The 13,048-nt window shown below is 52.2% G+C and carries 9 protein-coding genes and 4 pseudogenes; 8 read left to right on the forward strand and 5 right to left on the reverse strand.

Annotated elements, in window-relative coordinates; all coding sequences use genetic code 11:
* Nucleotides 1-94 precede the first annotated feature (94 nt).
* Nucleotides 95-1,150 (forward strand): annotated as a pseudogene (locus tag A4S02_RS14045) (DUF6538 domain-containing protein); the annotation flags it as partial.
* A 175-nt stretch (nt 1,151-1,325) separates the two neighbouring features.
* Here A4S02_RS14045 and A4S02_RS14050 read toward each other — a convergent pair.
* On the reverse strand, nt 1,326-2,711 hold the full coding sequence (locus tag A4S02_RS14050; protein ID WP_070323251.1) for an IS1380 family transposase: 1,386 nt from the start codon (nt 2,709-2,711) through the stop codon (nt 1,326-1,328).
* A 96-nt stretch (nt 2,712-2,807) separates the two neighbouring features.
* Here A4S02_RS14050 and A4S02_RS15435 point away from each other — a divergent pair.
* Together A4S02_RS15435 and A4S02_RS14060 are read left to right on the forward strand one after the other, a co-directional pair.
* Nucleotides 2,808-3,137, forward strand: a pseudogene (locus A4S02_RS15435) (tyrosine-type recombinase/integrase); the annotation flags it as partial.
* Nucleotides 3,138-3,588: 451 nt separating this feature from the next.
* Nucleotides 3,589-3,807 (forward strand): annotated as a pseudogene (locus A4S02_RS14060) (putative oxygenase MesX); the annotation flags it as partial.
* Between the two features lie 178 nt (nt 3,808-3,985).
* On the opposite strand, the gene A4S02_RS14065 reads toward A4S02_RS14060, so the two are convergent.
* The gene (locus tag A4S02_RS14065) at nt 3,986-5,371 is read right to left on the reverse strand and encodes an IS1380 family transposase (protein ID WP_070324309.1); all 1,386 of its coding nucleotides are present in this window, start codon (nt 5,369-5,371) and stop codon (nt 3,986-3,988) included.
* Nucleotides 5,372-5,458: 87 nt separating this feature from the next.
* Here A4S02_RS14065 and A4S02_RS14070 point away from each other — a divergent pair.
* Together A4S02_RS14070 and A4S02_RS14075 are read left to right on the forward strand one after the other, a co-directional pair.
* Nucleotides 5,459-6,241, forward strand: a pseudogene (locus tag A4S02_RS14070) (putative oxygenase MesX); the annotation flags it as partial.
* Between the two features lie 27 nt (nt 6,242-6,268).
* Entirely contained in the window at nt 6,269-7,297 is a 1,029-nt protein-coding gene (locus tag A4S02_RS14075; RefSeq protein ID WP_070324310.1) for a methionine synthase, read from the forward strand.
* A 314-nt stretch (nt 7,298-7,611) separates the two neighbouring features.
* Here A4S02_RS14075 and A4S02_RS15740 read toward each other — a convergent pair whose 3' ends face one another.
* Nucleotides 7,612-7,800, reverse strand: a complete 189-nt coding sequence (locus A4S02_RS15740) for a hypothetical protein (protein WP_157885564.1) — start codon at nt 7,798-7,800, stop codon at nt 7,612-7,614.
* Nucleotides 7,801-8,001: 201 nt separating this feature from the next.
* Here A4S02_RS15740 and A4S02_RS14085 point away from each other — a divergent pair, with 201 nt between their 5' ends.
* The gene (locus A4S02_RS14085) at nt 8,002-8,901 is read left to right on the forward strand and encodes a LysR family transcriptional regulator (protein ID WP_070324312.1); all 900 of its coding nucleotides are present in this window, start codon (nt 8,002-8,004) and stop codon (nt 8,899-8,901) included.
* A 797-nt stretch (nt 8,902-9,698) separates the two neighbouring features.
* Here the strand turns inward: A4S02_RS14085 and A4S02_RS14090 are convergent.
* Complete coding sequence (locus A4S02_RS14090) at nt 9,699-10,199, reverse strand: MucR family transcriptional regulator (RefSeq protein WP_070324321.1); 501 nt, start codon at nt 10,197-10,199, stop codon at nt 9,699-9,701.
* A gap of 75 nt (nt 10,200-10,274) precedes the next feature.
* Nucleotides 10,275-11,027 carry a DNA/RNA non-specific endonuclease gene (locus A4S02_RS14095; protein WP_061498587.1) on the reverse strand — a complete coding sequence of 251 codons (753 nt, stop codon included), beginning with the start codon at nt 11,025-11,027 and terminating at the stop codon, nt 10,275-10,277.
* A 127-nt stretch (nt 11,028-11,154) separates the two neighbouring features.
* Here A4S02_RS14095 and A4S02_RS14100 point away from each other — a divergent pair, with 127 nt between their 5' ends.
* Complete coding sequence (locus A4S02_RS14100) at nt 11,155-12,234, forward strand: IS5 family transposase (protein ID WP_070324313.1); 1,080 nt, start codon at nt 11,155-11,157, stop codon at nt 12,232-12,234.
* A gap of 502 nt (nt 12,235-12,736) precedes the next feature.
* A complete protein-coding gene (locus A4S02_RS14105; RefSeq protein WP_228142520.1) occupies nt 12,737-13,045 on the forward strand; it encodes a hypothetical protein in 309 nt (102 codons plus the stop codon).
* The last annotated feature ends 3 nt before the right edge of the window (nt 13,046-13,048 follow it).

The raw sequence follows: 13,048 nt of genomic DNA on the forward strand, positions 1-13,048 counted from the left end.
CACCACAGACACCTGAAATAGCACGATTTTTCGGCTGAATGAGGGGCAAAGGCTGTCTTTGCTCCATCGTCCTTCCCCACTGAGGGAAGATTTTATGCTCCGCGTCCGAGGCACCACCTACCACTTCCGCCGTATCGTTCCCCCTGCCCTGCGAGCAGCCTTAAACCGGCGGGAAATCTGGGTTTCTCTGAAAACCGGCTACCAGAATGAAGCCCGCAAACGCGCGTCTCTGCTTCATGCCAGAACCACAGAACTCTTCTCTCAGACCCATCTGGCCCTCTCTGAACCAGACGCCTTAAACAGGCTTGAAGGACTGCGGGGTTCACTGCGGGATTTGTAGAGCGTGAACCTGCCTTCATCTGCTCAGGAAACGAGGTCCGTGCCAGTTTCAGCATTGATGCCAAAACCCCGGACAGTGAAGAAAACAGCCAAAACGCCCAAAGCCCAACCCTTGATGCTTTCTGGTGCTCTGAAACGCTTTGTACTGGATAATCCCCATGCCAGCGCTGATACCAAGAAAGCAACCCAGCGAGCAGTAGGCCTCTTTCTACAAGCCTTTGGCGATGCACCTGTGTCCATTATCGGTGGCGAGAAGGCTGGAGCATTCCGTGACCTCCTGTTTTCCCTCCCCGCATCACTAGGTAAACGCAAAAGCAGTCTTACCCTTGAGGAAGAGGCACAGAGAGCCAGAGAAGAAGGTTTACCAGCCCTGAGTGGGAAAAGCGTCAAAAACCATATGATGCGTCTCTCCGCCCTCTGGAACCAGTTACACCAGCGGGAACTGGTCACACGTAACCCGTGGACTGGCTGGAATTTTAAGAATGGACAAAAGACAGTCAGGAGAAGCTGGACAGCTAACGAATTAGCCCTCTTGGCCTCTGCGTCATGGCACAGCACTTCGGTGCCAGAGCACACCTTTAGGCTGATCACACTGATTGCTGCTTATAGCGGAATGCGATTGGGCGAGATTTGCGCCTTGCGCAAAGAAGACCTCCAAAACGTTGATAGTATCCCCTGCTTTCTTATCCGCCCCCATACCGAAACCGGCTGGGCACCGAAAACAGAAGCAGGCACCCGCATTGTGCCAGTCCATTCGAAACTGATTGAAGCCGGTATTCTAACCCTTAAGGATACCATCGACGCGGATTTCTCACACTTGAGGCAATTTCAGGTCATTTTGTAGAGTTCAGTCATCCCACAGGAGCCCGATCTGGAATATTGACGATATTCTGCTTCTGGCGGCGGGTTCTGAACGCAGTGAGGGTGTCACGGCCTGAGAAGGCAGTGTTGGTGGAAGCTATGTGGTCTGTGCACTGTCTGTTTCTTCAGATGGCCTGCCGGAGCCTTCGCAATCGTGCATGAGCGAGGGCGAATTCATGCTGACAGGGGAACATGTCCGGCATGGACAGGACAATCCGACGGACGCTGAGCGTTACACGTGTCGCGATTTTGAGCAGTCGTGCGCGTATGGTGCCACAGGTCGCCGTCTCCAGGCTGGTCTGGCCAAGGGCCAGTCTTTGCAGAGCGGTCAGCAGGACATAGGCTGCGGCCGAGAACCACAGCCGGAGCTGGTTGGCCCGGATGGTGTGGGACGAGGTCCTGTCTGAGAACAGATCCATCTGGCATTCCTTGATGCGGTTTTCCATATCCCCGCGTGCGCAGTAAATCTGTTCGTAGAGATGGCGGGGGTCGGACATTCCCTGCGGTAGCGTGGTGACAATAAAGCGATGATAGCGGTTGCCATGGCGCCATTCGGCCTTGGCCACGACCCGCCTGCGGCGCGTCCAGCTGTCCTTTGTGATCCAGTCAAAGGAGGCAAAGCCGCGCGCAGCTCTGCCTGTCGTGGCGGCTTCGTCACGAACCTCAGCGGACAAAGAGGCAATCCGGTCATACAGGCGGGTGTTGCCTGCAAGCCCGAACAGGAAGTCAACGTGGTTGTCTTCGCACCATGTCATCAGACTGTCCCGGGCGAAACCGCTGTCCCCACGCACCAGGATACGCACCCGGGGCCAACGGCTCCTGATCTGCTCCACGATCCGGCGGATGTCTGCCAGTGCTTCCTTCCCCGGGTCCCTGTCTGCCGTGCGCAGGGTAGCGCTGAGGAGATGGTCCCCGCAGAAGACATACAGGGGAAGATAGCAGTTATGGCCGTAATATCCATGAAAGGCGCGGCCTTCCTGATGGCCATGGATACGGTCATCGGTGGCATCCACATCCAGAACGATCCGGGCGGGTGCGCGCTCATGCTGGTCCATGAAAAGCGTCACGAACAGGGTAGCCAGGGCCTCATGATCAGCAATGATGCGGCAGTAACGATCTGCCTGCTGCCCACTGCGCTCCAACCGGTTCAGCGTGGATTTGCCTGCCAGTGCCGCACAGTTGGCCCGGCTTCCTGACAGACGTCCCGATACCAGACCCATGACAGGATCATGACGTAAAGCGTCATGGTCATTAAGGTCTTCATAGCCCAGTGCCAGGCCCATGATCCGCTGACGGACAAGGTCTTCAACCCGGTATTCCACAAAGCCGGGATGCCGTTCATCGCGAAAACAGGCAGCAAAGCGGCGGCTGAGCCCCAGAATGTCATCAGCCTGCTTCACCAGAATGACGCCCCCATCCGAACTCATGCGACCCCCGTCAAAACGGGCCACAACACGCCGTCCACAGGAGGCTGGAAACTCATACGCGCCTGCGCTACACTCTGTCTGCATCGGGTTCGTTTATTGCTTATGAAAAATTATTTTGTACAAAACAGACTTTTTCATAATCTAACCCGATGTACAACCCTTCTGTGAGATTTCCGCGTCGACGGCCCTTACCTCGTTCCCGGCCTGGAGACTTCAAAACAGGGAGTCAGGGGCGCAGCACTGGGACGAGCTTTTTCATTGCTCAAGACCCGCATTGGTCTGCCAGCAGAAATCACCTTCCATTCCTTCCGGCACACGGTATCGACCCAGCTCAGAAATGCGGATGCCAATATCCGGGAAGTCTGGATTGACCGTCTTCTGGGCCATGAAGCAACGCACAAGAGCCAAGGGACAACCACCTATCTGACTGGCATCACCACCGCCAATCTCAGTCAAACCATAGAGACCATAAGCTACCCGCAAACAGCCTTTGCAAACGTGACGATTTAAAAGGGAGCCAGCAGTGCTCAATGGCTACCCATTCAACATCTGGCAAGGGGGAATACTTCCCCCGTTGACCCCCTAAAGAGCAGAAAAATACGGTTCCATTTAATGACCGCTTACGCCTTCATGCCAGTCATAGCGCGTGGTTAAGGCGTTTCCCGATAGCGGACATGACCAGCCGACTCTCGTTGCCAGCTTAACCTGAAAGTGTCCTGGCTGCAGACGGGCGCGTCGTAATGTTTGCTGATAGATTACCATGAATCATTTTTATGATTTCATGAAATCAAATCATTTTTGTTCACGGTGTTACTCGGCCATAATCTGACCACTGCTTTTAACGGCAAAAGTTACGACGACAGACCGTCTTCGGAGAGGAAAATCCGGCGATCGGGGCTCTTTTTTGAAGCCCGATTAGCCGACCTCTACTGTATAGCGGTAAAAGGGATGCAGGCCCATAATGATCACAGACTCTACTTTCGGCATTCATCGACTTCGCTTCGATGAGACCTATCATCCGTCTGACCGGACGCGCCTTACGACCAATTTCGCCAATCTCGCGAGAGGCGAGAGTCGTCAGGAAAACCTACGCAACGTCCTGCAGATGATTGACAATCGCTTCAATGAGCTAGCGCATTGGGACAATGCCACTGGCGACCGTTATTCCGTCGACGCGGATTTCTCACACTTGAGGCAATTTCGGGTCATTTTGTAGAATTCAGTCATCCCACAGGAGCCCGATCTGGAATATTGACGATATTCTGCTTCTGGCGGCGGGTTCTGAACGCAGTGAGGGTGTCACGGCCTGAGAAGGCAGTGTTGGTGGAAGCTATGTGGTCTGTGCACTGTCTGTTTCTTCAGATGGCCTGCCGGAGCCTTCGCAATCGTGCATGAGCGAGGGCGAATTCATGCTGACAGGGGAACATGTCCGGCATGGACAGGACAATCCGACGGACGCTGAGCGTTACACGTGTCGCGATTTTGAGCAGTCGTGCGCGTATGGTGCCACAGGTCGCCGTCTCCAGGCTGGTCTGGCCAAGGGCCAGTCTTTGCAGAGCGGTCAGCAGGACATAGGCTGCGGCCGAGAACCACAGCCGGAGCTGGTTGGCCCGGATGGTGTGGGACGAGGTCCTGTCTGAGAACAGATCCATCTGGCATTCCTTGATGCGGTTTTCCATATCCCCGCGTGCACAGTAAATCTGTTCGTAGAGATGGCGGGGGTCGGACATTCCCTGCGGTAGCGTGGTGACAATAAAGCGATGATAGCGGTTGCCGTGGCGCCATTCGGCCTTGGCCACGACCCGCCTGCGGTGCGTCCAGCTGTCCTTTGTGATCCAGTCAAAGGAGGCAAAGCCGCGCGCCGCTTTGCCTGTCGTGGCGGCTTCGTCACGAACCTCAGCGGACAAAGAGGCAATCCGGTCATACAGGCGGGTGTTGCCTGCAAGCCCAAACAGGAAGTCAACGTGGTTGTCTTCGCACCATGTCATCAGACTGTCCCGGGCGAAACCGCTGTCCCCACGCACCAGGATACGCACCCGGGGCCAGCGGCTCCTGATCTGCTCCACGATCCGGCGGATGTCTGCCAGTGCTTCCTTCCCCGGGTCCCTGTCTGCCGTGCGCAGGGTAGCGCTGAGGAGATGGTCCCCGCAGAAGATGTATAACGGCAGATAGCAGTTATGGCCGTAATATCCATGAAAGGCCCGGCCTTCCTGATGGCCATGGATACGGTCATCGGTGGCATCCACATCCAGAACGATCCGGGCGGGTGCGCGCTCATGCTGGTCCATGAAAAGCGTCACGAACAGGGTAGCCAGGGCCTCATGATCAGCAATGATGCGGCAGTAACGATCTGCCTGCTGCCCACTGCGCTCTAGCCGGTTCAGCGTGGATTTTCCTGCCAGTGCCGCACAGTTGGCCCGGCTTCCTGACAGACGTCCCGATACCAGACCCATGACAGGATCATGACGTAAAGCGTCATGGTCATTAAGGTCTTCATAGCCCAGTGCCAGGCCCATGATCCGCTGACGGACAAGGTCTTCAACCCGGTATTCCACAAAGGCAGGATGCCGCTCATCGCGAAAACATGCAGCAAAACGGCGGCTGAGCCCCAGACTATCATCGACCTGCTTTACCAGGATGACACCGCCATCCGAACTCATGCGACCCCCGTCAAAACGGGCCACAACACGCCGTCCACAGGAGGCTGGAAACTCATACGCGCCTGCGCTACACTCTGTCTGCATCGGGTTTTCTTATAGCTTACGAAAATTTCTTTTACACAAAATAGACTTTTTCATAATCTAACCCGATGTACAACCCTTCTGTGAGATTTCCGCGTCGAGCTTGAAATCATTTCCGTTGAAATGGATCTTGGCTTTGCCGGAAAGAAAGACAGTTTTTCGCTGATTGAAGTTCTGTACACAACGATTATCGATAAACACGACAACAAGCGCATAGAAGGCCTCGCCGGAAACAGTTTCTCGTCATATGTCCGGGATTATGATTTCAGCGTGTTGCTGCCGAACTACAACAAAGACAAGGCAGAATTCAGCGTTCCCCACAATTACGGGGATTTGCACGGCAATCTCTTCAAGAGTGTTGTGAATTCGACCGTGTATAAGAAGAACTTCAAAAAACTTCCGGTTATCTGCCTCAGTGTCTCAACCAACCGAACCTATCATCGAACAGAAAAACAGCATCCTGTTCTGGGTGTTGAATTTGAACAGCGCGAATTTTCGCTGACCGATCAATATTTCAAAAAAATGGGGATGCAGGTTCGTTACTTCATGCCTGTCAACAGTAAGGCACCTCTGGCTTTCTATTTCTTCGGTGACCTGCTGTTTGATTACTCCACGCTTGAACTTATCAGCACCATCAGTGTGATGGAGTCCTTCCAGAAGGTCTACCGTCCTGAGATCTACAACGCCAATGCTGCGGCAGCCGACTGTTACAAGCCCAGCCTGAAGCATCAGGATTATTCAAATACCCGCATTGTCTATGACCGCGAAGAGCGGAGCCAGTTAGCAACCGCACAGGGCAAGTATACGGAAGAGAAATTCATCGAACCGTACCACGATGTTCTTGAGAAGTGGTCTGTCAGTTACGCCGCCTGATCAATCAGAAATAGAGGGCCATCTTTTATGAAAACACTGCTCCCCACCTCGACAGCTGGTAGCCTGCCAAAACCGTCCTGGCTCGCCAAGCCCGAGACGCTCTGGTCGCCCTGGAAATTGCAGGGCGAAGAACTCGTCGAAGGTAAACAGGATGCGTTGCGTCTGAACCTGGACGATCAGGACCAGGCCGGTATTGACATCGTCAGCGACGGCGAACAGACGCGCCAACATTTCGTCACGACGTTCATCGAACACCTCAGCGGTGTCGACTTTGAAAACCGTCAGACGGTTAGAATTCGCAACCGCTACGATGCGAGCGTGCCGTCCGTCGTCGGCGCCGTGACGCGTGAGAAGCCCGTCTTTGTCGAGGATGCGAAGTTTTTACGCTCACTGACGAAGAAGCCGATCAAGTGGGCGCTCCCTGGCCCCATGACCATGATCGACACGCTCTACGATGGTCACTACAAAAGCCGCGAAAAGTTGGCGTGGGAATTCGCCAAAATCCTTAATCAGGAAGCGAGGGAGCTTGAAGCCGCTGGCGTCGATATCATTCAGTTTGACGAACCCGCCTTCAATGTTTTCTTCGATGAGGTGAATGACTGGGGCATCGCCACACTGGAAAAGGCCATCGAAGGCCTTAAGTGTGAAACCGCCGTCCATATCTGCTACGGCTATGGCATCAAAGCTAATATCGACTGGAAAAATGCTCTTGGGGAAGAGTGGCGGCAGTATGAAGAGATTTTCCCCAGGCTCCAGAAATCCAATATCGACCTGATTTCCCTGGAGTGTCAGAACTCTCGCGTGCCGATGGATCTGATCGAGTTGATTCGTGGGAAAAAGGTGATGGTCGGCGCCATTGACGTGGCCACCAACACCGTTGAGACGCCTGAAAAAGTTGCTGATATTCTGCGAAAGACGCTTCAGTTTGTCGACGCCGACAAGCTTTATCCCTGCACCAACTGCGGTATGGCCCCTTTGTCGCGTCACGTGGCACGAGGCAAGCTCAATGCTCTAGGCGCGGGGGCGGAAATCGTTCGCAGAGAACTCTCGACCTGAGAAGCGGCGGTAGCTGGCCTCAAGAAAGGGAGAAACGCAGAGGCGCTTCATGTCCTCCATGACGCCAGAATTTCCGGGGACATCAACAGTCTCGCAACATCGTCCGCGCTATACAACGCCAGCGAGAAGTGCCCCAGGTCTTTTATGACCCTGGTTGCGATCGGTCGGAGTTTCCCCTCGCGGGTCCATTGGATGCGTTCCCGACTGGAAATGCGCAGCGCATTCTGAAGCTTGGCAGGCGTGAGGGGGCGTGTGCAGATGTCCTCCATCGCTGTAATCAGGTGTTCGACATCTCTTGCCATACCTGTCATGGGTCAGGCAGCACTGAGGACATGACCGAACCGGCGCAGTCGTTTTCGGCATTCTTCCCGTCGCCAGTCGATTATTCTGTGATTTTCCGACAGAAAATTCACAAAACGGGAAATATGCTCTCCTTTCGACAGCACCGGGCGATCGAGCCTCTGAAGATAGAGCACGATGTCTGCGGCAAGGGTCTGTTGCATGGTGTGCGTCAAAGCCTGAGCCGCATTTCGTCCGACTCAACGAAACCAGGGCACCATGCAACATGAGCACGATTATCGGTCGGGGTCATGGAAAGCTATCCGAATGAATCACCTAAACCATCATGATAAAAGTTTATGAAAGTGAACTGAAATGATATGTTTTTATGATTATATAAATTTTGTGCATTCGAGAGGTAAGCCATGGGTGTCCTGGAGCGCAATCATCTGACAATTATTCGGGAAGTCGCGCGAGAAGGCTCATTGACGGCTGCAGGGATGCGTCTGAACCTAACCCAGTCGGCGCTCAGTCACGCCATCCGCAAGATTGAACAGCAGCTTGGAGTAAAGATATGGCGGCGGGAGGGACGCTCCCTTGTGCTCAATCAGGCAGGCGAATGGCTGCTTGCTTTGGCGAACCGCCTGCTTCCTCAATTTGAGCTGGCGGAAAGCCGCCTTGAACAGTTCGCAAATGGCGGGCGTGGTACACTCCGCATCGGCATGGAGTGTCATCCCTGCTATCAGTGGCTTCTGAAAGTCGTCTCCCCGTATCTGGAGCGATGGCCCAAAGTTGACGTGGATGTACGGCAGAAGTTCCAGTTTGGCGGTATTGGCGCGTTGTTCAACAATGAGATTGACATCGTGGTCACCCCTGATCCGCTTTACAAACCCGGCCTGAAATTCACACCGGTCTTCGATTATGAACTCGTTCTGGCCGTTGGCCCTGAACATCCTCTTCGGAATGAGAAGTTCATCTTGCCGGAACAGCTTGCTGGCGAAACATTGATCACCTACCCTGTTCCGTCCGAGCGGCTGGATATCTATACGCAGTTTCTACAGCCTGCTGGTATTGGCCCACGACAGCAGAAACAGATTGAAACCACGGATATCATGCTGGTGATGGTGGCGCATGGAAGGGGCGTTGCAGCACTTCCACGCTGGCTTGTGGAAGAGTATGCCTACCGCTTTGATCTTTACCCGGTCAAGCTTGGCAAGAAGGGCATTGCAAAGCAGATATTTCTTGGTTGCCGCGAAACCGATGAAGAGATCCGATATCTGCAGGACTTCATCGAATTCGCTGCTTCACCAAGTTTGGCGGCTTAAGTATGTGGTCGGACAATCACAATTTTTATCTCTTTATTTTTTAAATTCACTATGTCCGGTTTCTCTCTTTTGCGTCCGACACCGGACATTTTGTTTAACCCCCCAATTCTGGCGTCAAGAAGGGGTTCACGGGGGAGAGCAATGCTCTCCCCCTGACCAGTTTGTAAACCATCGCGACACAACGTGTCCGCTGGTTTGCACGGCTGGCTTCCTAAATATTGCGGCCCCAACGTGCAGAGAAAACTTTCATAATAATAGCATGCTGCCATAACCAGACAGCAAATGCTTCCTCTTCCATGCCACCTGAAGCAAGTGTCACCATAACCTCGACCACCTCTGGTGCCTGAACCTGAATGCGAACCCCACTCACTCTCAGAAACAGTATGCAGCAACCCAAGTCCGCTGAATTGAATTCCGCGCCACTGCCTTGACTGCCCCACGGGTTTGCTCCCACAGTGAACCCGCAGTCACCATGCGAAGGATGATTTCGTCTGAAATTATCGTTATATTTCAATGGGTTGCCTGATTGGTTGCGACTAAAGCGAGCGGGTTCGAGTCCCGCAGTTCATCCCATCAACTTATGGAAATATAATCGTAAAATAAGAATTTGATTGGTCTACGGGATTTGCCCTTTATATCTTTCCAGCAGGCCCATCTCAGTGTCAGTCCGGCCAGATTCAACCGTCACGTTTTTTAAGTCAAGACAATGAAAACCGATCAATCACCAACCTCATGAAGATCTACTGACAGTTGACGAAGCAACGCGAGATCGTCATGGGGCAGGAAAAAAGCCTTAATCAACCGAGTTTCTTTTTACGTCCCCTTTTGACCTCAGGTAAGCGCGTCACAATGGCATCTTCTTCTGATTTTTCTTGCTGTAGTTCGGTAATCTCTTGTGACTTGTTATTCCCCAATCCTGAGGAGCGCGCTAAACGTGATCGTTGTTCTGAATAAGCTGGCGCGACCATCGGGTAATTAGCCGGCAATCCCCATTTTTTACGATAAGCTGAAGGGGTGAGGCCAAATGCTGACATCAGATGGCGTTTGAGCATTTTCACCTTTTTCCCATCTTCTAAACAGATAATATAATCAGGAAACACCGATTTCTTAATGGGCACAGCAGGAACTAACTCTTTATCATCACTTACGTCCATTTCAACGCCCGCAAGAGCACGATAGATCTGTTGTATCAGTAAAGGTACATCGGAAAATGGTATGGTATTTCCAGACAAATAAGCAACGACAATATCACATGTCAAATGATGCAAATAATTATCTTCGTGTTTATTATGTACCATAATTTTCAGATCCTTTGGAATATCATTGATTGAAACGGTTGATTCCATAACGAAATCCAGCAGCTTTAAATCCGATTAAGGTGCGGGCAACTTCCATGCTTGCGCCTTAATCTGCGCTGACACTCCTGGAAACGGGTCAATCCCGACATTCCGTATGAGCGTTGCTACTGTAACCTGCGTGCAGTGTGGATGCTGTTGCGCGTTTTTACACACATATGCAGATGCTTTGTTCTTGCTGGGAGAATAGACTGCTTTCCACGTTGAGGACGGCACGTACACGCGGTCATGCCCCATAGTCTGAATAGGGCGCAAGTGAAAAGCAGGGCCTGTCACCACATACAGCTCTCCTTCATCATCTGCCATATCACGCACACGTCGTTCCACACGTGACCAGATGCCTTCATTCAGACTGGCTGTCTGAGGCACCACATTTGAGAGTGCGTAAGTCTCTGCCTGGGATGCTTCTGTAGGTTGGTCACCACTCGGTGCCATATGTCCACGATCATAAATGGAGTTATAATAGTCCTGTAAATCCGCGCTGCCCGCAAACCGAGTGTCTGCATAAAAATGGCCTGCCCTTTTTAGCCTTTCTGCTGCCTCCACATCATCCGACCAGAGATGTTCGGCAGACCAGAGAGGGCCATGCGAAATAGAGGAAGCTAAGGCCGCATAGCCTTTGTTGCACAATAATTGAGTGCCTGGGCTTAGCTTGGAATTTATAATCTTTGGTAAATGGCTATTCGCCCCAAAATCGTTGCAGTTATCTTCTTCTGCATGAAGGGAGCCTGCGTAAAAGACGCAGAGAAATATCAAGGCTAGTCGTCTCATGAGAAGCTGATAACAGAATTAACACGAATTCCCTACCCTTCAACAAAGTGGAGGGTTCGAAAAACCCTTGGCTCTGAGCTGTTCTGTGTGATTCCATTTCTTCGGCGTTGATTGGGGATGGTGGAAGATGAAGCAGCCTGGTTTCTTTGATGTTGAAGAGCGCCTTGCTCGGCTGAGCGGGCTTGGCGATCAGCTGGAGGCCTTTTCCCGGACTGTGGATTTTGAGGTGTTCCGCCCTGATCTGGAGCTGGCTCTGGCCTATTCAGACGGAAGTAAAGGCGGACGTCCGCCGTTTGATCCGGTGCTGATGTTCAAAATTCTGGTCATCCAGACGTTGAACAATTTGTCTGATGAACGGACAGAGTATCTGATCAACGACCGCCTGTCGTTCATGCGCTTTCTGGGATTGGGGCTGTCGGACCGCGTGCCGGATGCCAAAACGGTCTGGCTGTGTCAAAAGCGTTTGACGCAGGCGGGTGCCATTGAAAGGCTGTTTGACCGATTTGACGCGACCCTGCGGAACGCCGGTTATCTCCCGATGTCCGGCCAGATCCTGGATGCAACACTGGTGGCTGCTCCAAAGCAGCGCAATACGAACGCTGAGAAAGCGGATCTCCGGGCAGGACGTATTCCAGAAGACTGGCAGGACAAGCCCGCAAAGAGGTCGCACAAGGATCGTCATGCACGATGGACACTTAAGTTCACGAAGGCGAAGCGGCAGGACGATGGAACCATACCGTCGAGCGATCTCGCCATCCCGTTCTTTGGCTACAAATCCCACGTCTCCATCGACCGGAAGTTTCGGTTCATCCGAAAATGGAAGACGACGGATGCCGCCGCCAGTGATGGTGCGCGATTGAGAGAGGGGCTGTTAGATAAAACCAATACGGCCTCAAGCGTTTGGGCTGATACAGCCTATCGCTCAAAAGCCAATGAGGACTTCATGGACAAAGAGGGTTTTGTCTCAAAGGTTCACAGAAAAAAGCCGCATCTCAAGCCTATGCCCCGACATATCCAGAAATCGAATGCTGGAAAGTCCGTGATCCGATCACGCGTCGAGCACGTCTTTGCCGACCAGAAATCACAGACGGGGTTATTCATCCGAACTGTCGGTATCACCCGGGCCACCATGAGGATCGGGCTGGCCAATATCGTCTACAACATGCGCCGCTTCCTCTTCCTCGAAAGGTTGAACGCGAGCGCGTAGTCATCCAGCGGGACGGCAGTCCCCGATCTGCTCAAAACGCAGATCAAAAGCTACCCCAAAAACCGTCAATCAAATCGCCAAAAGCCTGAAATCACGAGCCAAGCGCATCAACCAACGGTTCTTCGATCCCTCCAAGTCGAAATCCAGCATTCCTTTACTCGTCTTGCTATACTTCGGAAGATACACGCGGGTTTACCTGCAACACATCCTTCAAATCTGCAACGCATGCTGATTATGACGCATCGAAGTTTGGCCCTACTTGATACGGCTGGCGCTGGATGACGTTCAGAAGGCAACGCAAGTGTATTCTTCTACGCTCACCTGGCGAAAATATTTTCTACATATCAAAACATCATCTCGATTTTACATGCGAAATAATTATTCTGTTATAGAAATAGCGACCACTAGAATGTCAATTTGCAATGAATTTCTGTCCGCGCGAAAGTTCTTCCTCATCTTTACGAACAGATTACTTCGGCTGATATAAAAGAGCATATGTACTATGGTTTCAAACTTGAACAATAAGGCTCACATCAGAATGTCGAGACATTGGTCATCAGATCCTTATTTCGTGTATGCGCTTGATAAATATACTGCCCTACGGAACGCTGGACAAAAAACTCTCGAATTAGACTTGGATGCGATTGAAGAAGTTATCTCAAATAGGGATGGCCCAGCTTATCGCCTGTTTGATGCCATGGTTAACATTAAGGAAACGGAAGGAGATGAAGGTTATCGTGGTGCACCGCGCATTTTGCTGGCAATTCTTGAGCACCTTGGCGAGATTTCCAAACAAAAACAGACAGATTAATAC

It is taken from the genome of Acetobacter ascendens (genome assembly GCF_001766235.1).
GTDB lineage: Bacteria > Pseudomonadota > Alphaproteobacteria > Acetobacterales > Acetobacteraceae > Acetobacter > Acetobacter ascendens.